Origin of the sequence: Enemella dayhoffiae (assembly GCF_002250625.1) — a bacterium.
Classification (GTDB): domain Bacteria; phylum Actinomycetota; class Actinomycetes; order Propionibacteriales; family Propionibacteriaceae; genus Enemella; species Enemella dayhoffiae.
Genome location: NZ_NMVQ01000047.1, coordinates 126,984 through 146,117, shown reverse-complemented (window position 1 = coordinate 146,117; position 19,134 = coordinate 126,984). Strand labels below are relative to the sequence as shown.

21 protein-coding genes and 1 pseudogene are annotated in these 19,134 nt (G+C 69.8%); 10 read left to right on the top strand and 12 right to left on the bottom strand.

The genetic code is table 11. The annotated features are described in order from the left end of the window. Positions 1 to 198: 198 nt before the first annotated feature. Together CGZ93_RS18120 and CGZ93_RS18115 are read right to left on the bottom strand one after the other, a co-directional pair. A complete protein-coding gene (locus tag CGZ93_RS18120; RefSeq protein ID WP_094365559.1) occupies positions 199 to 516 on the bottom strand; it encodes a hypothetical protein in 318 nt (105 codons plus the stop codon). After that, positions 513 to 1,349: an SDR family NAD(P)-dependent oxidoreductase gene (locus CGZ93_RS18115; protein WP_094365558.1), complete on the bottom strand. Its 837-nt coding sequence runs from the start codon at positions 1,347 to 1,349 to the stop codon at positions 513 to 515. Before CGZ93_RS18115 ends, CGZ93_RS18120 begins: the two co-directional genes overlap by 4 nt. A gap of 48 nt (positions 1,350 to 1,397) precedes the next feature. On the opposite strand from CGZ93_RS18115, the gene CGZ93_RS18110 reads away from it, so the two are divergent. The 3 genes and pseudogenes from CGZ93_RS18110 (at position 1,398) to CGZ93_RS18100 (ending at position 3,235) form a co-directional block, all read left to right on the top strand. Beyond that, positions 1,398 to 1,841 carry a MarR family winged helix-turn-helix transcriptional regulator gene (locus tag CGZ93_RS18110; RefSeq protein ID WP_094365557.1) on the top strand — a complete coding sequence of 148 codons (444 nt, stop codon included), beginning with the start codon at positions 1,398 to 1,400 and terminating at the stop codon, positions 1,839 to 1,841. A 34-nt stretch (positions 1,842 to 1,875) separates the two neighbouring features. After that, positions 1,876 to 2,409: a CoA transferase gene (locus tag CGZ93_RS18105; RefSeq protein WP_094365556.1), complete on the top strand. Its 534-nt coding sequence runs from the start codon at positions 1,876 to 1,878 to the stop codon at positions 2,407 to 2,409. Next, positions 2,406 to 3,235: pseudogene (locus CGZ93_RS18100) on the top strand (HpcH/HpaI aldolase/citrate lyase family protein). Before CGZ93_RS18105 ends, CGZ93_RS18100 begins: the two are co-directional and overlap by 4 nt. A 38-nt stretch (positions 3,236 to 3,273) precedes the next feature. Here CGZ93_RS18100 and CGZ93_RS18095 read toward each other — a convergent pair. Further along, complete coding sequence (locus CGZ93_RS18095; RefSeq protein WP_094365555.1) at positions 3,274 to 4,197, bottom strand: EamA family transporter; 924 nt, start codon at positions 4,195 to 4,197, stop codon at positions 3,274 to 3,276. Positions 4,198 to 4,269: 72 nt separating this feature from the next. Between CGZ93_RS18095 and CGZ93_RS18090 the strand changes: the two genes are divergently transcribed. Continuing rightward, complete coding sequence (locus tag CGZ93_RS18090) at positions 4,270 to 5,175, top strand: LysR family transcriptional regulator (RefSeq protein WP_094365554.1); 906 nt, start codon at positions 4,270 to 4,272, stop codon at positions 5,173 to 5,175. A 53-nt stretch (positions 5,176 to 5,228) separates the two neighbouring features. Here the strand turns inward: CGZ93_RS18090 and CGZ93_RS18085 are convergent, their stop codons facing one another. The 7 genes from CGZ93_RS18085 to hemG all read right to left on the bottom strand — a co-directional run bounded on the left by CGZ93_RS18085 (position 5,229) and on the right by hemG (position 12,675). Next, positions 5,229 to 5,624: a GNAT family N-acetyltransferase gene (locus CGZ93_RS18085; protein WP_094365553.1), complete on the bottom strand. Its 396-nt coding sequence runs from the start codon at positions 5,622 to 5,624 to the stop codon at positions 5,229 to 5,231. After that, a complete protein-coding gene (locus tag CGZ93_RS18080; RefSeq protein ID WP_094365552.1) occupies positions 5,617 to 7,332 on the bottom strand; it encodes an FAD-binding oxidoreductase in 1,716 nt (571 codons plus the stop codon). Before CGZ93_RS18080 ends, CGZ93_RS18085 begins: the two co-directional genes overlap by 8 nt. Then, positions 7,329 to 8,156 (bottom strand): lysophospholipid acyltransferase family protein, encoded by an 828-nt coding sequence (locus CGZ93_RS18075; protein WP_229117567.1) that lies wholly within the window; start codon positions 8,154 to 8,156, stop codon positions 7,329 to 7,331. The genes CGZ93_RS18080 and CGZ93_RS18075 overlap by 4 nt, the downstream gene beginning before the upstream one ends. Before the next feature lie 65 nt (positions 8,157 to 8,221). Then, positions 8,222 to 8,989, bottom strand: coding sequence for an SDR family NAD(P)-dependent oxidoreductase (locus CGZ93_RS18070; RefSeq protein ID WP_094365551.1), 768 nt, complete (start codon positions 8,987 to 8,989; stop codon positions 8,222 to 8,224). A 19-nt stretch (positions 8,990 to 9,008) separates the two neighbouring features. Then, complete coding sequence (locus tag CGZ93_RS18065) at positions 9,009 to 9,797, bottom strand: deoxyribonuclease IV (RefSeq protein WP_094365550.1); 789 nt, start codon at positions 9,795 to 9,797, stop codon at positions 9,009 to 9,011. A 59-nt stretch (positions 9,798 to 9,856) separates the two neighbouring features. Next, the gene (locus tag CGZ93_RS18060) at positions 9,857 to 11,332 is read right to left on the bottom strand and encodes a cobyric acid synthase (protein ID WP_094365549.1); all 1,476 of its coding nucleotides are present in this window, start codon (positions 11,330 to 11,332) and stop codon (positions 9,857 to 9,859) included. Continuing rightward, positions 11,329 to 12,675 carry a protoporphyrinogen oxidase gene (hemG, locus tag CGZ93_RS18055; RefSeq protein ID WP_094365548.1) on the bottom strand — a complete coding sequence of 449 codons (1,347 nt, stop codon included), beginning with the start codon at positions 12,673 to 12,675 and terminating at the stop codon, positions 11,329 to 11,331. The genes CGZ93_RS18060 and hemG overlap by 4 nt, the downstream gene beginning before the upstream one ends. Positions 12,676 to 12,761: 86 nt before the next feature. Between hemG and CGZ93_RS18050 the strand changes: the two genes are divergently transcribed. Then, positions 12,762 to 13,016 carry a DUF3422 domain-containing protein gene (locus tag CGZ93_RS18050; RefSeq protein WP_141211280.1) on the top strand — a complete coding sequence of 85 codons (255 nt, stop codon included), beginning with the start codon at positions 12,762 to 12,764 and terminating at the stop codon, positions 13,014 to 13,016. 14 nt (positions 13,017 to 13,030) lie between these two features. On the opposite strand, the gene ric is transcribed toward CGZ93_RS18050, so the two are convergent. Next, positions 13,031 to 13,726 carry an iron-sulfur cluster repair di-iron protein gene (gene ric / locus CGZ93_RS18045; protein WP_094365546.1) on the bottom strand — a complete coding sequence of 232 codons (696 nt, stop codon included), beginning with the start codon at positions 13,724 to 13,726 and terminating at the stop codon, positions 13,031 to 13,033. A 35-nt stretch (positions 13,727 to 13,761) separates the two neighbouring features. Beyond that, positions 13,762 to 14,175, bottom strand: coding sequence for an RrF2 family transcriptional regulator (locus CGZ93_RS18040; protein WP_094365545.1), 414 nt, complete (start codon positions 14,173 to 14,175; stop codon positions 13,762 to 13,764). Positions 14,176 to 14,409: 234 nt separating this feature from the next. On the opposite strand from CGZ93_RS18040, the gene CGZ93_RS18035 reads away from it, so the two are divergent. From CGZ93_RS18035 to CGZ93_RS18015, 5 genes are read left to right on the top strand one after another with little or no spacing between them, the layout of a single operon-like run. Continuing rightward, entirely contained in the window at positions 14,410 to 15,084 is a 675-nt protein-coding gene (locus CGZ93_RS18035; protein WP_094365544.1) for an SAF domain-containing protein, read from the top strand. 1 nt (position 15,085) lies between these two features. Then, positions 15,086 to 15,862, top strand: coding sequence for a hypothetical protein (locus CGZ93_RS18030; protein WP_094365543.1), 777 nt, complete (start codon positions 15,086 to 15,088; stop codon positions 15,860 to 15,862). Next, entirely contained in the window at positions 15,859 to 17,328 is a 1,470-nt protein-coding gene (locus tag CGZ93_RS18025) for a CpaF family protein (RefSeq protein WP_094365542.1), read from the top strand. The genes CGZ93_RS18030 and CGZ93_RS18025 overlap by 4 nt, the downstream gene beginning before the upstream one ends. Continuing rightward, the gene (locus tag CGZ93_RS18020; RefSeq protein WP_176451839.1) at positions 17,325 to 18,215 is read left to right on the top strand and encodes a type II secretion system F family protein; all 891 of its coding nucleotides are present in this window, start codon (positions 17,325 to 17,327) and stop codon (positions 18,213 to 18,215) included. The genes CGZ93_RS18025 and CGZ93_RS18020 overlap by 4 nt, the downstream gene beginning before the upstream one ends. Then, positions 18,212 to 19,105: a hypothetical protein gene (locus tag CGZ93_RS18015; RefSeq protein ID WP_094365540.1), complete on the top strand. Its 894-nt coding sequence runs from the start codon at positions 18,212 to 18,214 to the stop codon at positions 19,103 to 19,105. Before CGZ93_RS18020 ends, CGZ93_RS18015 begins: the two co-directional genes overlap by 4 nt. The last annotated feature ends 29 nt before the right edge of the window (positions 19,106 to 19,134 follow it).

The window sequence follows — 19,134 nt, the reverse complement described above, 5'->3', positions numbered from 1 at the left end:
GCGGTCCTCGGCATCGCCGGCCGCAGCCGGGCTCGGTGGGCTCATGCCCACCAGTGTGTCGGTCATCATGACTCCTCTCGCCCATCCGGGCGGTAGAGCCACTTACACCGTTCCTGCGACAGTCCCCGCTCGCCGAGGCGATGAGCGGATTCGCCTCCCTGACGGGAGATCCCGACGGGCGCGCAGGGCCAGTGGAAATTACTTATCGAGTTCGGCGAGGCCGTGCAGGATGGCGCGGACAAAGTCCAGGCCGCCCTCGGGGCCGGTGGAGTGGTCTTTGAGGTGCACGGTTGTGTAGACATTGCGAGCGAAAACGGCGCGGGTCGCTGCCAGTCGGATCTCGAGGTCGAGGCCCGGCCCGATGAAGACGTGGTCGATGTCGTGCTGTGTTAACACGCGGTTGACGTCGGTGATGGTCAGTGCGCCGAGGATGGTGAGGCTCTTGGAGTCGAGTTCTCGTTTCGCGCCGTCGACGACCCACTGATTCCGTCCGACAAGGAGGACTTTCTTCTTCATGACATTCCCTTCTGTTGGTTTCCGGTCCATGGTGTGAGTAGGTCGTCGGTCCATTCCCAGGCCCGGCTGGCTGCTGCCGCGTCTCGTGCGTTCGCCGCCTTCTTTGCCGGGCCTTTGGGTCCGAGATATGCCCCGTCTTGGAAGTCGCTGGCGGCGAGACGGTCGGCGATGAGACGGGCGGGAATCTCGGGTGAGGTCTGGAACGGGCGGGTCACCGTGAGTAGGAGACGGAGAACGCCGCGGGCATGGCGACCTAGGCCGGTACGCACGAAGCCCGGGTCGATCATCTCTGCGGGCGTGACATGCGAATGGCGCAGGCGGGCGGAGGCGTGCAGCAGGTTCAGTAGTTTGGTCGCTTCGTAGCGGCGGATGCCCGATGTCGGCGCGGCCGGATCGAAGACCGCCGGATCGAACGGACCTGCCGAGCCGTGCCGTGAGGAAGCTAGTTGAACGATCCGGCCGCCGGCGACGTGCTCGTCGAGGAGTCGAGTCAGCAGCACGGGTGCCAGATGATTGACCGCGAGGGTGGTGTCGATGCCGTCGGTCGCCGCGTGGTCGGGGCTCGACACTGCGGCGCACAGGATCAAACCGTCGAGCCTGTGATGATCTGAGGCCACTCTGCGAGCCAGTGCGATCACTCGCGCTGGGTAGGCGAGATCGGTGGCGTACCACGACACTCCGGCCGTCGCCCCGTTGCTGCGGACCGTCGCCGCTGCCGCCGCCGTGGTCTGCTCGGATCGCCCTACCAGCGCCACGTCGCGGCCCTGGCGGGCGAGCAGGGACGCAGTCGCCAGGCCGATTCCGCTCGTAGCGCCAGTGATGAGAACAGTCATGAAGCATGAATATCATGCCACATGAGTGTCATCAAGTAGAGTGGGTTCATGACCTCGGATGCACCGTTCGAATCCTCGGTCGGGTTTCTGCTGTCCCAACTTGGGGTGCTCGCCGCCCGGTCCTGGATGGCCGTGCTCGCCGAGCACGATCTCACCCCACACCATCACGCCGTCCTGCTCACCCTCCACGCAACCGGGCCGCTCGGAGTCACCGCGCTGGCCCAGGTGGTGCTGGTTGACCCACGCAACATGGGACCGATAATGGCGGCGCTGGAGGAACGCGGGTTGATCCAACGCGGCGACGACCCTGGCGATCGGCGACGGCGCGTCATCGCCCTCACCACGGCCGGAACCAAGGCGGCCACCAAACTCGCCGCCGCAACCAGTGCGCTGGAAGACGACCTGCTTGCGCCGCTCAACTTCGGTGAACGCAACGCGATCCGGAAGCACTTGCGCGTCCTCTGGCAACACGCCAGAAGCGCCAGCACCTGACCCCGCGAAGCCACATCATGCGACCTGATGGACCGTGCAACCCCGCACCGGTAACCGGTCGGCCAACAACGCCCCCCGCAACCTCTACCGCACCCGCGACGGGCGGTGGCTGGCCGTCTCCACCTCGTCGCAGTCGATCGCCGAACGGGTGATGCGGCTGGTGGGTCGCGAGGACGTGGTGACAGAGCCCTGGTTCGCGACCGGGGCAGGGCGCGTGCAGCACGTCGACGAACTCGACGCCGCGGTCGCCGACTGGGTGGGCCGACACGACGAGGCGACGGTGGTGGCCGAGTTCGAGCGGGTCCACGCGGCGGTCGCGCCGGTCTACGAGGCCGGGGACATCGTGGCGGACCCGCAGTACAACGCACTCGGTACGATCCTGCGGATGGAGGATCCTGACCTGGGCGAACTGGCCATGCAGAACGTGCTGTTCCGGATGAGCGAGGGACAGGGTGCCGTGCGGTTCACCGGACGCGGACACGGAGCCGACACCGATCAGCTGCTCTCCGAGCTGGGTCTCGAGGAGGGCGAGATCGCGGAGCTGCGATCTCAGGGGGTGATCCGGTGAGGTTGGTGATCACCGCCCTGTACGCCCCGGCCGATCGCCCCGAGCGCTTCGCCAAGGCGTACGCCTCCGGGGCCGACGAGGTGATTCTCGACCTCGAGGACGCCGTCGCATCGACCGCCAAGGAGCGCGTGCGATCCCTGCTGGAGCAGGCGATTGCGATCGGCGACGGTCTGCCCACCCAGGTGCGGGTCAACGCCCAGGCACCCCGTGGCACGCGGAGGATCTGGCGGCGGTCGCCGCGTTGCCGCCGCAGGTGGGCGTACGCCTGCCCAAGTGCGAGTCGGCCGCGGCGGTCGAGGCGATGGCGAAACAGGTGCCCGGCCGCGCGCTGCACCTGCTCGTCGAGTCGGCTGCTGGGGTCGAACAGTTGTCCGCCCTGGCCCGGGTGCCCGGTGCCGCGGGGGTCGGGCTGGGGGAGGCCGATCTGCGCAGTGATCTCGGGCTGAGCGGAGAGGTGGCCCTCGACCAGATCCGCACCTCGCTGGTGGTGGCCGCTCGGGCCGCCGGGCTGCCCCCACCGCTGGGGGCGGCGTACACCGACGTGGGCGATGCGGAAGGACTGCTGGCCAGCACCCGACACCTGGCCGACCTGGGGTTCGTCGGACGCACCGTGATCCACCCGCGCCAGATCGCCACGGTGCGCCGTGCGTTCACCCCCTCGCCCGAGCGGGTGGACCGGGCGAGGCGGGCCCTGGCCGCGCTGGCCGGTGCGACGGAGACCGGATCGGGCGTCGTGCTGCTCGAGGACGGCACCTTTCTCGACCCGGCGATGGTGCGGCTGCACCAGCGGACGGTTCAGTTGGCCGACCAGCTGGCAGGCCGGTAGGCCGCCTGACCTCCCCGCTCACGCTTATCGCTCAGCTTTCACGCTCCCCCAGTTGGGGACGCGGGACAATTGACCGATAAGCGTGAGCGTCGGCGGCGCCGCAACCGGAGCGAGGCATAGAGCACGCCTCCGACGACCAGGCAGCCGCCAAGCAGTTCGACCACGGCCGGTACCTCGCCGAAGGCGAGCCAGCTCGAGAGGACGCCGACCACCGGCACCAGCATCGACCAGGGGGCGACCTGACTGGACGGGTGTCGCGACATCAGGCTGTTCCAGATCCCGTAACCGAGGATCGAGGCGCAGACCACGATGTAGAGCAGGCCGAGGTTGGCCGGCAGCGCGGCCGGGGTGAAGGCGGTGCCCAGGGCGCCGGTGATCCGCGTCGGGCCCTCGAAGATCAGCGACAGGATCAGCATCGGCACCGGCGGCACGATCGCCATCCAGAAGGTCAGCTGGATCGGTTTCGGCGCCTTGGCCTGACGCGAGCAGAGGTTGCCGATCGCCCAGCCCAGACCGCCGCACAGCGTGAGCAGCACCGGGAGCAGCGCGGCGGCGTGCGCGCGGTGCCAGGCGATCACCGCGAGTCCACCGACGGCGATCAGCACGCCGATCAGTTGTTGCCGGGAAAGCCGTTCACGCAGAAAGATCCCGGCCAGCAGGACGGTGAACGGGGCCGAGGACTGCAGTACCACCGAGGCCAGCCCGGCCGGCATCCCGGCCACCATCGCCACGTAGAGGAAGGCGAACTGCAGCACCCCGAGTCCGAACCCGGTGCCGAGCAGCCAGCGCCACTTGATCTGCGGCCGTGGGATGAACAGCAGCGTCGGGATCAGCAGCAGCGTGAACCGCAGGCAGGCCGCCAGCATGGGCGGATAGTGCTGCAGGGCAAGCGCCGTGGCCGGGAAATTCAGCCCCCACAGCACGGCCACCAGCCCGGCCAGCAACTTCTCCCGAGTCGACACGCGTCCTATCCTGCAATCCAGAACCCTGAAGTACAATCACATTCTTTTACACTGACGATGTAGTTTCCCTACATGGATCTGGGACAGCTCGAGGTGCTTCGTGCTCTGGCCGATCACGGCTCGGTCACCGAGGCGGCATACGCGACCGGGCGTACGCCGAGCGCGGTTTCCCAACAGCTCAAGGCGTTGCAGCGCTCGGTCGGGACCACCCTGGTCGAGCGGTTCGGCCGCGGGGTACGCCTGACCGATGCCGGGCAGGCCCTGGCCGCCGCCTCCCTCCGGGTGGGTGTGGCGCTGGCTGAGTTGGACGCCGAGTGGGCCGACTGGCAGCAGGCTGAGCGGGGGAGCGTACGACTGGCCACCTTCCATTCGGCCGGGGAGCTGCTGCTGCCGGGGTTGTTGCGCCGGCTGGGCCGGTTGTCGGACCTGTCGATGGAGTTGGTCGATCACGACGTGTCCACCGGCGACTTCGCGGCGGCCACGGCGCACTGCGACATCGTGATCGCTCACCGTGGCGATGATTCGATCCCGGCCGGGCGAGCGTCGGTGGCGGTGCATCCGCTGTTCACCGAACCCGTCGACGTGGCCCTCTCCAGCGACCATCCGCTTGCCGGACGATCCGGCGTACGCGCCGCCGAAGTGATCGGGGAGCGCTGGATTGGCGTACCAGAAGGGTTTCCGCTCGACCGGATCCTGGTCGGGCTGTCCGTGTTGGCCGGTCGTCCGGCCGAGGTGGTGCACCGCTCGGTGAGCTTCCCGCTCGCCGAGCGGCTGGTCGCCGCGGGGCACGGGGTCGCCCTGCTGCCGCGCTATGCCACCGCCCTGCACCGGGTGCCGGGCCTGGTGCTGGTCCCGGTGACGGACGTACGCCTGCGCCGTCACGTCGAGGCGTTGGTGCACCCCGAGCGGGCCGTACGCCGGGCGGTGCGCGCGGTGCTCGCCGAGCTCACCGCCACCGCGGCCGACATCGCGCAGTGATCATGACCAGATCGGCACCTCATCATCCGGAGAGGAATACGGCCCCGATCCGGTCATGATCGTTGCGCGCCGGTGAGCTGCAGCCGGTAGCGCAGCTTCCGCGGGTGCGGGGGATATTCAGTGACCCCGGTCACGCCATCGGGCCGCCAGCCCTGACGGGCATAGAAGGCGCGTGCCCGGGGGTTCTCGGCGAGCACCCACAACAGGGCGTGATCGTGGCCTAATTCCGCCACGGTTTCCAGCGCCCGATCCCGCTCCCGCTCGGCCCACCAACAGGCGTACGCCGGGTCGCTCAGTTCGCGTTCCCACGTGGCCCGGACCTCCTGGTCGGGAAAGGGGAATCGCTCCGGCGGGAAGATGTGGGCGAACGCTGGAACGGTGATCGTCTGCTCGAGCCGGGCCGCGGCTGCCGCATTGTCGGGCCCGGCCAGCCGGATCGTCTCAGTCAACCGTCTCGTGGTCGGCCGAGATCACGGTGATCCCCGGCTTTCCTTCGTGCACGACCTTTCCTGGGTTCAGGTTCCCCTTCGGGTCGACCGCGTCGAACAGTTCCCGGATCATCCGCTCACCGGCCGGCGAGATGTCCTGGGCCATCCACGGGGCGTGCTCCAGTCCCACCCCGTGGTGGTGCGACAGCGTGCCGTGGCTGTCGATGAACGACTGCTGGATGGCGCGCTTCACGTGATCGTACTTTTCCAGCACCTGTTCGGAATCGTCGGCGATCGCGAACGTGAAATAGAGGCAGGCTCCGGAGTGATAGTTGTGCGACAGGTGGCACATGATGTAGCCGTTGCAGCCCACCTCGGCCATCGCCTCCTCGGCGGCCGCAATGGTGTTGTCGTATAGGGTTTCCAGCTTCGAGTAGGGGGCCGCGGTCTCCGACACGTCGGCCGCCGCGCCGCGGTCCAGCAGGAAGTCGCGCAGATAGGGGGTGTCGAACTTCTTCTGGTCATACAGCGCACCCGGGCCCTTGCCGACCACCATGCCGCCGTGCTCGGTGACGATCTCCTTGACCAGCTGCTTCTGCCGGGCGACGTGGGCCTTGGTCCCCTCGAAGCCGATGAACGACATGCACAGCTTGTCAAGGTCCCAACCGCGACGCTGCAGCAGCTTGAAGATCGCCTCGGTGGCATATTTCTTCACCCCGGACTGCTTCTTCTGCGTGGAGAAGGAAAACGCGGTCTCCCGGTCATCGGAGATCCGGGCCACGATCACCTGGGCGTCGGACTTGCTGATCGCCTGCATCGCGCGCAGACCCTTCGACCAGGTGGGGAAGAAGTAGGCCAGGATCACCCGTTCCTCAGGCAGTCGGTGCACGTTCACCCACGCCTCGGTGATCACGCCGAGCCGTCCCTCGGAGCCCAGGATCATCTCCCGCACGCTCGGCCCGGTGGAGGTCGCCGGCAACGGGTTCAGCACCAGCACCGCACCCGGCTGCACCATCCGCAGGCCGCGGGTGACGTCGCCGATGTCGCCGTACTTGTCGGACTGCATGCCCGAGGAGCGGGTGGCGATCCAGCCGCCGAGCGTCGAGTGGGTGAACGAGTCGGGGAAGTGTCCCATCGTCCAGCCACGGCGATTCAGCTGCTCCTCCAGCGCCGGGCCGAGGGCGCCGGCCTGGATCCGGGCGAGCCCGGACTCCTCGTCGATCTCGAGAACCTTGTTCAACCGGCCCAGGTCCAGCGACACGATCTGGCGGGTCTCGCCGGCCAGCGGCTCCAGCGCGCCGACGATGTTGGAGCCGCCGCCGAACGGGATCAGCACCGCGTCCGCGGCGACCGCCGCGTCGACGACCTGGCGTACCTGATCCTCATCGGCGGGATAGACGACCACATCGGGGATCCGCTTCAGCTGGTTGCGCCGCATCCGGACCAGGTCGCGGACCGACTTGCCGAAGGTGTGCACCACACGATCCATGTGCTCGGTGACGACGTACTTCTCACCGAGTGCGCCGACGAGTTCGCCGCGCAGCTGCTCACCGAGCTGGGAGGCGGGCACCTCGATCTCGTCGAAGGTGGGCGGGCGTCCGGAGGGGGCGTTCACGTCGAGGCCGACCTTCTCCAGCACGAAGGGGGCGAAGTTGGGCTTGTCCTCGTGGTGGAAGGCGATGCCCTCGACACCCCAGCCCCACCACTTCATGTGCTTGACGCCGTTCATCGCTGCTCCATCCCGTTGTCGTTGCCGTGCCGATCGTCCGCGTCACCGGGGATCGGTTCACCCTCGGCGGTGCAATTGGCCAGTGCGGCCTGTTCATAGTCGTTCATCCGCGGCAGCCCGACGGCCAACGCGGTGGTGTCGTGCAGCTCGCGGATGTGCGCCGCGATCCGGTCGGAGAAGTGGCGGGCGGTCTCACCCGGCTCGGCCCACATCGGGTCACCGAACACCACGTGCACCGGCCGGCGTCCCCAGGACGGGAGGGTGTTCCCCCGCGGCATCGCCAGAGCGGCCCCGACGATCGCCACCGGCAGACAGGGCACGTTGCGCGAGATGCACAGCGCCGCCACCCCGGGGGTGAAGTTGCCCATCGCCTTGGTCCGCGAGCGCGTGCCCTCGGGGAACAGCAGCAGGGGTACGCCGTCGTTCAGCAGGTGTCCGGACATGCCGCGGGCCCGTGAGCCCCGCTCACCGCGTTGGCGCTGGCTGAACCCGCGTTCCACGGGGAACGCGTTGAAGAACAGCGAGGTCGGCGCTCGCCGCCACCACGACTCGAAGAAATAGTCGGCCGCCGCCCCGGTGGCCAGGTGCTTGGACAACCGGCGCGGCAGGGAACCGATGATCAGCGGGCAGTCCAGGTGCGAGGAGTGGTTGGACACCACGATGTAGGGGTCAGCCAGATCCTTCAGCCGCTCCCTGCCGTGCACCTGCACGTCGACGAGTGTCCAGACGGCCGGCTTCAGCATCAGCTGCTGGGCGACGAACCGCGCGACCCGGTGGGTACGCGAGCGATAACGCCCCCGGTCACTCGATGGCACAGCAGTCACCGCCACAGACTATTGCCCTCCGGTTCGGTTGTCCCAATGTCCGCTGACTGGCTCGGCACGCCGGGTCAGTGGCGCCGGGAGGTGAGGGCTCCCGAGACCGTGCGGATGATCGAGCGGGGTGCCACCCGGGCAGCGGCGATCGCGCCCTTCCACAGCGGGGTGGGCACCGAGATCACCTTGCCGCGTTCGGCGTCGGCGAGAGCCTCGGCGACCAGCCGATCGACGTCGATCCACGCCCAGGCCGGGATCGAGCTGGCGTTGATGTTGGCCCGGTCGTGGAACTCGGTGTGCACCCAGCCCGGGCACAACGCCGTGACGGTCACCCCGGTCCCGCGCAGTTGGGTGGCGAGGCTCTCGGAATAGGCGGTCACCCACGCCTTGATCGCCGAATAGTGGCCCATCGCGATGAACCCGGCGCTGGAGGAGGTGTTGATGATCCGGCCGTGCCCGCGCGCCTTCATCGCGCGCCCGGCCGCCCCGCCGAGGATCAGCACCGCGCGGCACATCACGTCCAGCGCCCGCTCGTCGGCGGAGGTGTCGGGGTTGAGCAGGTCGGAGCGCAGCCCGAAGCCGGCGTTGTTGATCAGCAGGTCGATCGGCTGCTCGGGGTCCTCCAGGCGGCGGGCGACGGCCAGCGTCTGCTCCCGGTCGGCGAGGTCGGTGGTCAGCGTGTCCACGCGTACGCCGTAGCTCCCGTGCAGTTCGTCGGCGTACGCCTCCAGCCGCTCGGCGTCGCGGGCCACCAGGACGAGGTCGTCACCACGAGCAGCGAGCTGGCGTGCGAACGTGGCGCCAATGCCGGCGGTACCACCGGTGATCAGGGCAGTGGGCATGGTGAAACCCTAGTACCGGTCAGACCCTCTCCCGCAGCCAGTCGAGGTCGGCGACGTGTTCGTCGACTCCGCCGGGTGTCTCCAGCAGCAGCGGGGCGGCCGACGAGCGGCACACCTCGGCCAGGCCCTCGGGATCGCAGTTGCCGGTGCCCAGGTTGGCGTGTCGGTCGGCGCCGGAGTCGAACTGGTCGCGGGAGTCGTTGACGTGCACCAGGTCGATGCGTCCGGTGATCCCGCGGATCTTCTCGACCAGGCCGACCAGTTCGTTGCCGCCGGCGTGGGCGTGGCAGGTGTCCAGGCAGAAGCCGACCCGCTCGGCGCCCTCGGCCGCCTGCACCGCGGTCCACAGCCGCTCGATCCGCTCCAGTCGGCGGGCCATCGCGTTGTCGCCGCCGGCGGTGTTCTCGATCAGCAGCGGGATCGGCAGCTCGAGGCCTTCGATGCACTTGCGCCAGTTGTCGAACCCCTTCTCGGCGTCCTCCTCGGCACCCAGGTGTCCACCGTGCACGATCACCCCGGCGGCCCCCACCTCGGCGGCCATCCGGACGTGCTGCTGCAGCAGCTTGCGCCCGGGGATCCGGATCCGGTTGTTCAGGCTCGCCACGTTGATCGCATAGGGCGCGTGCACATAGAGCGTGACCCCGGCGTCGGCTGCGGCCTGCTTCAGCGCGCCCGCACCCCTAGCGTACGCCAGTTGTGGACCCTTCCAGCTCTGCGGGTTGCCGAGGAAGAACTGCACCACCTCGGCACCGCGGGCCACCGCCTCGGCCACCGGGTCGGTCTGGTCGACGTGCGCTCCCATCTGCATGGGCCCGACTCTAGCCCGCCGCCCCGACGCACTTTGTCAGTTGTTGTCCCCGGAATTCGTCACCGTTCACGCTCAACCTCGTTGGCGGCAATCCCCAGCAGCTCGAGGTCGAGATGGGTGTCCACGGCGTCGGCGACCCGCTCCAGCATCAGCTCGCGCCGCTCGCCAAACCCCGGTACGCCCGGGCTGGGCGCCCAGTCCGATCCGACCGCGGCCGCGATCTGCGCCAGCCAGGCTCGCCGGAACGTGTCATGCTCGAAGCAGCCGTGCCACATGGTTCCCCACACCGGGCCGATCCGCATCCCGCCGGGGAACGGGTCGGCGCTGGTGACGGGGGCGACGTGCCCGTGGTGGATCTCGTAGCCGCCGACGCTGATCCCTGCCCACTCCCCGACCGGCAGACCGAGCGCCTTCTCCTCGGCGAACTCGACCCGGGTCGACAGCAGTCCGAGCCCGGCCACGCGCCCGGCGCGGGACTCGACCGGGTCGTCGATCACCTCGGCGAGCATCTGATAGCCGCCGCAGATGCCGAGCACCGGTCGACCGGCCTCGACCCGAGCCGCCAGCGCCTCGGCCAGGCCCCGCCCCCGTAACCAGGCCAGGTCGGACACGGTGGCCCGGCTGCCCGGTAGCACCACCAGGTCGGCCCCGGCGACCGTGCTCGGGTTGGCGGTGACCACGACCTCGACACCGGGTTCGGCGGCCAGCGCCTCCACGTCGGTGGCGTTGGACACCCGCGGAAACCGCACGACCGCCACGCGCAGTTCGCCAATCCCCGGGCGTGCCTCGGCGTCGGTCCAGCGGTCGGTGCGATGGGCGTCCTCGGAGTCGATCCAGACCTCGTCGAGCCACGGCAGCACGCCCGCGAACGGTATGCCGGTGCGTACGCTGATCTCATCCAGACCCGGCTGCAGCACGCCGACATCACCGCGGAACTTGTTCACCACAAAGGAATTCAGCAACGCGCGGTCCTCCCGTTCGAGCAGCGCCCAGGTGCCGAAGAAGGAGGCGAGCACCCCGCCGCGGTCGATGTCGCCGATCACGCTCACCGGCAGCCCGAACTGCCGCGCCAGCCCCAGGTTCACGTAGTCCCCGGCGCGCAGGTTGATCTCCGCCGGCGACCCGGCCCCCTCGCACACGACCAGGTCGACCTGATCGTCAAGTTCTGCGTACGCGGCAAAAGCGGCCTCCGCGAGCTGCCGCCGGCCGGTGGCGTACTGTCCCGCCTCCAGGGCGCCGGCCGGGTGTCCGCGGAGCACCACGAAGGAGCGCCGGTCGGTGCCGGGTTTGAGCAGCACCGGGTTCATCGCCGAGGTCGGGGTGATCCGGGCGGCGACGGCCTGGGTCCACTGGGCGCGACCGATCTCGGCGGGGGTGCCGTCGGGGTCCAGACACACCATCGAGTTGTTCGACATGTTCTGCGCTTTGAAGGGCGCCACCCGGATTCCCCGGCGGGCAAGGGATCGGCAGAGCCCGGCGACCAGCAGCGACTTGCCGGCGTCGGAGTTGGTGCCGGCCAGCAGCAGCCCACTCATCGTTCGCCGACCGCGGCCACCGCGGCCTCGGCCGACTTCACCACCGACGGCATGCCCAGCCCGTCGAAAGCGGAGCCGACCAGGCGTACCCCCGAACCGGCGAGCTGCTCCCGCACCCGCAGCATCCGGGCGGCGTGCCCCACCTCGAGCTGCGGGTAGGCCCCGTTCCAGCGGGTGACCAGCTGATCGACCGGACGCGCCGAAATCCCCACCAGCTCGGACAATTCCTTGTGCACCCGCCGCGCCAGCCCGTCGTCGTCGAGCAACTCCAGCACGTCGCTGCCTGCCCGACCCGCCGAGGCCCGAACCAGGAACACCTCATCAGATTCCAGATGCCCCCACTTGCGGGAGAGGAAGGTGGCCGCCTTGACCAGCCGCCCCGAACGCGAGTTGAGCAGGATCCCGTTTCCTCCTGCCAGGGTTCGATTTGTCGCGACCGCGGCCGGGTACGCCAGCACAATGGTCGCCACGTCGGCGACGCGGCCCTCGGTCAGCACCGAAGCCGTATCGGCGAAGTGGGGCGCCAGCAGGTCGGCGGCCACCGCGGCGGGCATCGCGAGCAGCACCTCGTCGGCCTCCAGGGTCTCGGTGTCGGTGTCCACCCGCCAGCCCTGCGGCGTACGCCCCAGCGCCCGCGCGGGCGCGCCCAGGCGTACCGACAACCCGTCCGCCAGGCCGTCGATCAGCCGACGCAACCCGTCGGGGAAGGAGGCGAACATCGGTACCTGCGCCGCCCCCGGAGGCGGCGCGGGTCGTTTGCGCAGCACCAGCGACTTTCCCGCGCGGGCCACCGGCAGCAACTGGGGTGCCGTCGAGACCAGGCTGAGCCGGTCCACGTCACCGGCGTGCAGGTTGCCCAACAGCGGGTCCACGAACGTCTCGGTCACCGCCCGGCCGAACCGCCGGGTGGTGAACTCGCCGACCGAAAGGTCACCGTCGATCTTGCGCGCCAGCAGCGGTTCCAGCCCGGCCCGGGCCAGCGCGAACGGGGACAACAGCCCCGACTTCAGCACCGGACCCAATCGGGTGGGTCCGGTCGGACCGACCCCGGCGGGCAAATGGGTGAGCCCACGACGGGTGTGCAGCCAGGAACTGCCGGGGTTGGCGCCGACCACCTCACCGGTCAGCCCGAGACCGTCGACCAGGGCGGCGAGCTGCGGGGCGCCCAGGTGCATCGACTCCGCGCCCACATCGACCGGCAACCTGTGGAAGTCGACCGTGTGCACCTGTCCGCCGACCCGGTCGGACGCCTCCAGCAGCTGCACCTGATGCCCCTGCTCGACCAGCCGTCGAGCGGCCACCAGGCCAGCCAGGCCGGCCCCGATCACGACAACCCTCTTCACGTCGGCGACCCTACTCCGCTCGCCCTCGCCGGCTGAGCCTGTCGAAGCCCTCCCGCAGGCACCCCGGGTCGGGTAACCTCGACCGCATGAGGCGCACTCGTCCGTTGCGGGTCAAGGCCCGCTCGATGCCGCGGGTTCCGGTGGCGACCATCGCCGCGGCCGCGTTCGCGCTGGTGGCGTTCGCCCTGTGGCTGCTGACCGCCAAGCGCGCCACCGTGGGCGGTCTGGCCGACACCGGCTCCGACATCAGCCCCTGGGCCATCGCCGGGATCGCCCTGGCCGTCGTCGCCGGGATCGCGTTCCTGGTGATCGGGCAGATCCGCAGGCGCAGCGCCGGCTGACCCTTCAGCTGGGTTCACGCGCCAAAGGCCAGCACCCGCGGGAAGAGCACGTTGTTCTCCTTGTGGATGTGCTCGTGCAGGTCGTGCTCGAGCTGCCCCAGGCGGCTCATCATCTGCTGATAGGACGCGCACCCGTCGGCCGGCGCGGTGAACCCGTCGGTCAGCTCGTGGATCTCGGTCATCAGCTCGCCGACATAGTCATGCTCGCGCAGCATCTGGGTGATCGGCCCGCGCAGCGCCTCCCCACTTCCGCTGGCTGAGCCCGTCGAAGCCAGCCGCTCGATCCCCGGAAACAGGATCCGCTCCTCCTTGAACAGGTGCGGTTCCAGGTCGGCGACGGCCAGTCGGTACGCCTCGGCGACGCGGGTCAGTTCCGGGTGCCGCTCGCCGTGCACCCGGTGCACCTTGTCGACGAGCTCCCCCAGCGGCTTCAGCTCCTCCCACAGGTAGGAGTGGTGGGTGTCCACGACGTGCCGCGCCAGCTCACCCATCCCGAGCGACTGCCATTCGGGCGCCGGCTCCGGGTCGGCCAGGTCGAGCGCGTCGGCCACCTCGGTGGCGTCGACGCCGGCGGCCGCGGCCGCCTCACCCAGTGTTCGCTGCCCGCCGCAGCAGTAGTCCAGGCCGAACTTCTCCAGCACCCGGGCTCGGCGCGGGTCGGCGGTGACCAGGTCACCCAGGGTCTCGTTGGTCGCGATCGTCGTGGTCATGAGGCTTCCTCTCGTTGCGATGTTCAGGCGGGCGGTCAGTTGGTCGTTCGTTCTTGGGTACGCCAACCCGCGGCCGGGGTGGCGGCGAGGCTGCCCACCAGCTCGTGGCGGGCCCGCGCCCACGCGGTGTGCAGCACGCACGGCTCGGCGCCGGAGCAGGGGCGATCCAGCACCACGCACTGGCCGGTGTCGGTGGGCCCGTCGACGGCCTCGATCACGTCCAGAACCGTCGCCGCCTCACCCGCCTCGCGCAGCGCATAGCCGCCGCTGGGTCCCGGGTCGGAGCGTACGAAACCGGCCTTGACCAGCGGGTTGATCACCTGCGCGACGAACCCGGGAGTCGTCGACAACACCGTGGCCAGCGCCCCCGACTTGAGCCGACCGTGCTCGGCCAGTGCGGCCACGGCCTGCACCGCCAGCTCGGCGCGGCGCGTTACCTCAAGTCTCATACTCAAAGACTACAGGATCGGCGGCCTATCCGGCGCTCGCGTCGCGACCGTGCAAGTCGGCGCGCTCGGTTCGAAGCATAACGATTCCATAACGCCGCAACGGTTTAGGTTCCCAGTGTGACCTGGGGCACACCAATCTGGTGCCACGAAGACGCCTCACCCCCGGCGCCCATCGAACGACCCCTTCCGCGGACGGGACAGTTCGACCCCCGGGGCCACCCAGGGGGACGCACGATGACCGCCACCACGCAGCAGCAAGCCCCTTTCGGGACGTCCGAACCGCCCCCCGGGGAGCCGGGCCGGGTCCGGACGCGACGGCAACCTCGCTGGATCGCTGCTGGTCTGCTGGCCATCGCCCTCGGTGGCCTGGGAGCGGCCCTGCTCTGGCAGCAACTCGTCACCACCACCGAGGTGGTGGTCGTGTCCCACCGGATCCCGCGCGGAGAAGTGATCCGCAGCGGGGACCTGCGCTCGATCGACGTCGGAAGCACCGTCGGTGTCAGCACGGTTCCTGCCGCGGAAATCCCCGCCCTGGTCGGAAAACGGGCGCTGGTTGAACTTCCGGAGGGCGCGTTGCTGGCGAAGGGTTCGGTCGGTACGCCGAGCCTGGACCGCGGCGCCAGTCAGGTCGGTCTCAAACTCGCCCCGGGACGGCTGCCCACCGGCGACCTCCCGGTGGGCACCCCGGTTCGGCTCGTCCCGCTGGAGGACCCGCGCAAGCAGCCCGGCCAGCCGGCATCCGGACCACCGGTCCCGGTCGTCACGGCCACCGTTGCCGCACCGCCGCGAACCGGGCCCGACGGGGTGGCGGTGCTGGTGGACGTCAGGGTGGATCAATCGCTGGCCCAACAGGTCGCCGAACTCGCCGCAGCGGAACGGCTGGCCCTGGTCAAGGAAGCGGGTCAGTGAGATGCCGACGGTCCTTCTCGCCTCAGCGGCCGGGGCGCCCGGCGTCACCACGACGGCGCTCGGTCTCGCCCTGACCTGGCCCGGTGACGCCCTGCTGGTCGACGCCGATCGACAACCGGCGCAGTCGGTGCTGGCCGGGCACCTGCACGGCGTCTCGGCGCTCGGTCGTGGGCTGGGCGGGCTGGCCCGCGCGCATCGCGAGCTGCGTCCGCTCGCCCCCGAGCTGCTGGTGCACTGCCTGCGCCTCACCAAGGACGACCGCGATCACCGACGCATCCTGCTGCCCGGTTTCAGCCACCCTGGGGCCCCGTCGCTGTTCGGACCGGTGTGGGCCGAGTTGGCCGAGGCGCTGCACGGGCTGTCCCGGTCGGGCAACGCCGTGATCATCGACGGGGGGCGAGTCGGCGAGGGTCTGCCCGCGCCGTTGGTGTCCATCGCCGATGTCGTGCTGCTGGTCACCAGATGCACCCTGCGCCACCTGGCCGGCGTACGCCTGCACCTGCCTGCCCTGCAGCAGCGGATGGAGCAGCAGAACGCCGGAACCGAGCTCGGTCTCTGTCTGATCGGCGCCGGTGATCCCTATGGGGCAAAGGAGATCAGCGAACAGTTCGGGGTCTCGGTGTGGGCCTCGTTGCCCACGGATCCCGGCTCGGCCCGGGTGTGGTCCGACGGCGAGCCCGAGTCGCGCCGATTCCGCCACGGCCACCTGGCCAAGGGAATCCGCGCGGCCGCCTCCGAGCTGTCGGTGCGGACCCAGGCAACCGGGATCCGGCCGTGACCGGGGAGGGCGTACGCCTGGCCGGGGTCGAACTGTTCCAGGCGCCGGTCGGTGAGCCGCTGACCGCACCCGGCCTGATCACCGGCGTACCCAATTTCCGCCGCGAGCAGATCGCTGCCGCCCCGCGAGCGCAGGCGGCGGCCGAGTCGCGGGAGCTGGACTGGGGCCTGGTCGTGGCTCTCCGACGCGCCGCGGGCACCCGAATCTCCGAGACCGAGCAGTATCAGGCCCGGGAGGGCAGGCCGCTCAGTGATGCCGATCGGCGCCAGCTCAGTCTCGCCACCATCCGGCGCGTCGTGCACGAGAAGGCCGAGCAGCTCCAGGCCGAAGGTGCGGCGATGTGGCCCCACGCGCTCGAGGAGCGGTACGCCGCAGCGGTCGAGAGCGCGATGTTCGGCTATGGCCGAATGCAGCCACTGTTTGAAATCGCGGACGCCGAGAACATCGAGATCCACGGCCACGACTCGGTCATGGTGCAATACGCGGACGGGACTCGCCGCGCCCACCCCAAAGTCGCCGACAGCGACGACGAACTGGTGGAGGCTGTTCGTTTCCTTGGTGAGCAGGCGAATCCGAGCCGTCCGTTTGATGACGCCCACCCCACCATGACCCTGGCCCTGGGGGAGCGATTCCGGTTGCACGCGATCGGTTTCGGGCTGGCGTACCGGCCCTCGATCACGATCCGCCAGCACACCCTGGTCGATGTCACCCTGCCAGACCTGGTCCGGACCGGGATGCTGCCCGAGATCCTCGCCCGCTATCTGCACGCGGCGATCCAGGACCGCCGCTCCATCGTCATCTCGGGTGACCAGGGTGCCGGCAAGACGACCCTGCTGCGCGCGCTCATCGCGGCGATTCCTGACACGGAACGGTTCGGGACGATCGAGACCGACTATGAACTGCTCACCCACCTGCAGCCCAATCGCAGCAACATGGTCGCCCTCCAGGCGCGGATCGGCCTGGGAGAGCGGCAGGACGGCCGAGCGCTGGGTGAGTTCACCGTGGCCGACCTGCTGCCCGAGGCGCTGCGACAGAACCTGACCCGGATCGTGGTCGGCGAGGTCCGCGGGGTCGAGGCGGCGACCATGTTCGAGGCGATGAGTGCCGGAGCGGGCACGCTCAGCACCACCCACTCGCACTCGGCGGCAGCGACGATGGATCGCCTGGCCATGCGAATCGCCCAGGGCGGATCGCTGAGTCTCACCGAGGCGTACCGGCAGATCGCGCACAACATCGACTTCCTCGTGCACGTCACCCTCGTCGACGACACCTGGCGGGGTGGGCGACGACAGCGTTTCGTGTCCGAGGTGCGCCAGCTCACCGGAGCGATGGAGGGGGACCGGCCGACCACCCACCTGGTGCACACCGGGTCAGGCCCCGACGACCCGCGGGGGAGTTTCAGTCCGGACCCGGAGACCAGTCGGCAGCTCGCACGATATGCCGCCGCGTGGCCGGAGTCTCGGTGAGCACGGCAATCGCGGCCGTCGTCGGCGCGCTGGTGCTGGGGGGTCTGGTGCTCGTTGTGCGCGGGGCGCTGCCGCGACCGGTTCCACCCGGCACCGGTGCCGAACACCGCTCCGAGCGGATCACCGTGGCCGAGCGATGGGCGCGAATCTCTCGTCGGCCACCCGGCGTACGCGGACGGCGCCGCGACCGCGCCCTGCTGATCGCGCTGGTGTTCGGGCTGGTCGGCTACCTGGCCACGGGCTGGCTCCTGCTGATCCCGGCGGCCCCGCTGCTCACGGTCGGAATCCCTTATCTGCTGGGGACTCCGCCAAATCGTGAGGTCGAGCTTCTCGGTGCCCTCGACCGCTGGGTGCGGGGGCTGGCGGCCACCCTGCCGGTCGGGCACTCCATCGCCGACGCCATCCGGCGCTCGGTGCGGACGGCGCCGGACCCGCTGGCCGACGAGTTGCGGCAGGTCGTCGTCCGGATGGACCAACGGTGGACCACCCGCGACGCGTTGGCCGAGATGGCCGACCGGCTGGGCAGCCCCGACGCGGACACGGTGCTGGCCGCGCTGGCGCTGGCCGCGCACCGCGGTGGGACCGGTGCCACGCTGACCCTGACCGAGCTGTCCAACTCCATCTGCGATCGGCTGAAAGCGTTGCGGGACATCGAATCCGAGCGCGCCAAGCCCCGAGTGGTGGTGCGTCAGGTGACAGTGATCAGCGTCGTCGTGCTCACGATCGCCCTGCTGGCGGGTGGCGAATTCTTTGCGCCCTATCGGACCTGGTTCGGTCAGCTGCTGTTGTCCGCCCTGGTCGCTGGCTATGTGGCGGCCCTGGTGGCGATGCGGCGGATGACGGCACCGCCCCGCCGGGCCCGGATCCTGCAGCGGGACCGATCGTGACCGGGCAACAGCTGAGCGGCCTGGTGCTGCTCACCGGCATGCTGGCCGGCGCGGGACTGGTGGCGATGGCGTACGGATTGCGGCGCACCGCACCACGACTCGCCGACGCCCTGGCCGAGCTGGACGGGCGCCCCGCCACCGCAACCCCGGTGATGACCGGAACGGCGGCTGGCAGTGACCGGATCGGACTCTGGTTCTATCGGCACACCCCAATTCCGCTGCTGGACAGTCAACTGCGGCTGCTCGAGCTGCGAAACCGCTCGGTCGCGGAGTTCTTCACCGAGAAGCTCGTGATGGCGCTGCTCGGTGCCTGCGTACCGACCGTGCTCGGGGTTGCGTTCACGTTCGCCCTGGGCATCCCGCTCGCCATCCCGGCCATCGCGGCCCTGGCCGGCCTCGTCCTCGGCTATTTCGTTCCGGATCTGTTGCTGCACCGCTCCGCCGAGCAGTCCCGCGGGGATGCGATGGAGGCGCTCTTCTGCTTCTTCGACCTGGTCACGCTGGAGCGGCTGGCCAACCGATCGGCGACCCAGTCGCTGCAGGAGGCCGCGCAGGCCTCGGACCACCCGCTGTTCCTGGCGATCCGCGGGGCCTTGCTGCGGGCGCGACTGGAGCAGCAGGCACCGTACGCCGAACTCCGCCGACTGGCGGACCGATTGCGGTTGCCCCAGCTGGCCGACGTGGGCGACGTGATGCAGCTGGACGAACAGGGGGCCGCGGTGGCGGACACGCTGCGCGCCCGCGTCAGGGAACTGCGCGACGCCCACCTCACCGAGGCCCGGGTGGCGGCGCACGAGGTATCCGAGCGGATGACCGTGTTCATGGCAGTGCCGGCCCTCGTGTTCGGACTGATCTTTCTCATTCCACCACTGATTCGACTGATCGGGTGACATCCACCCCTGAAAACCGGCTTGTAAGG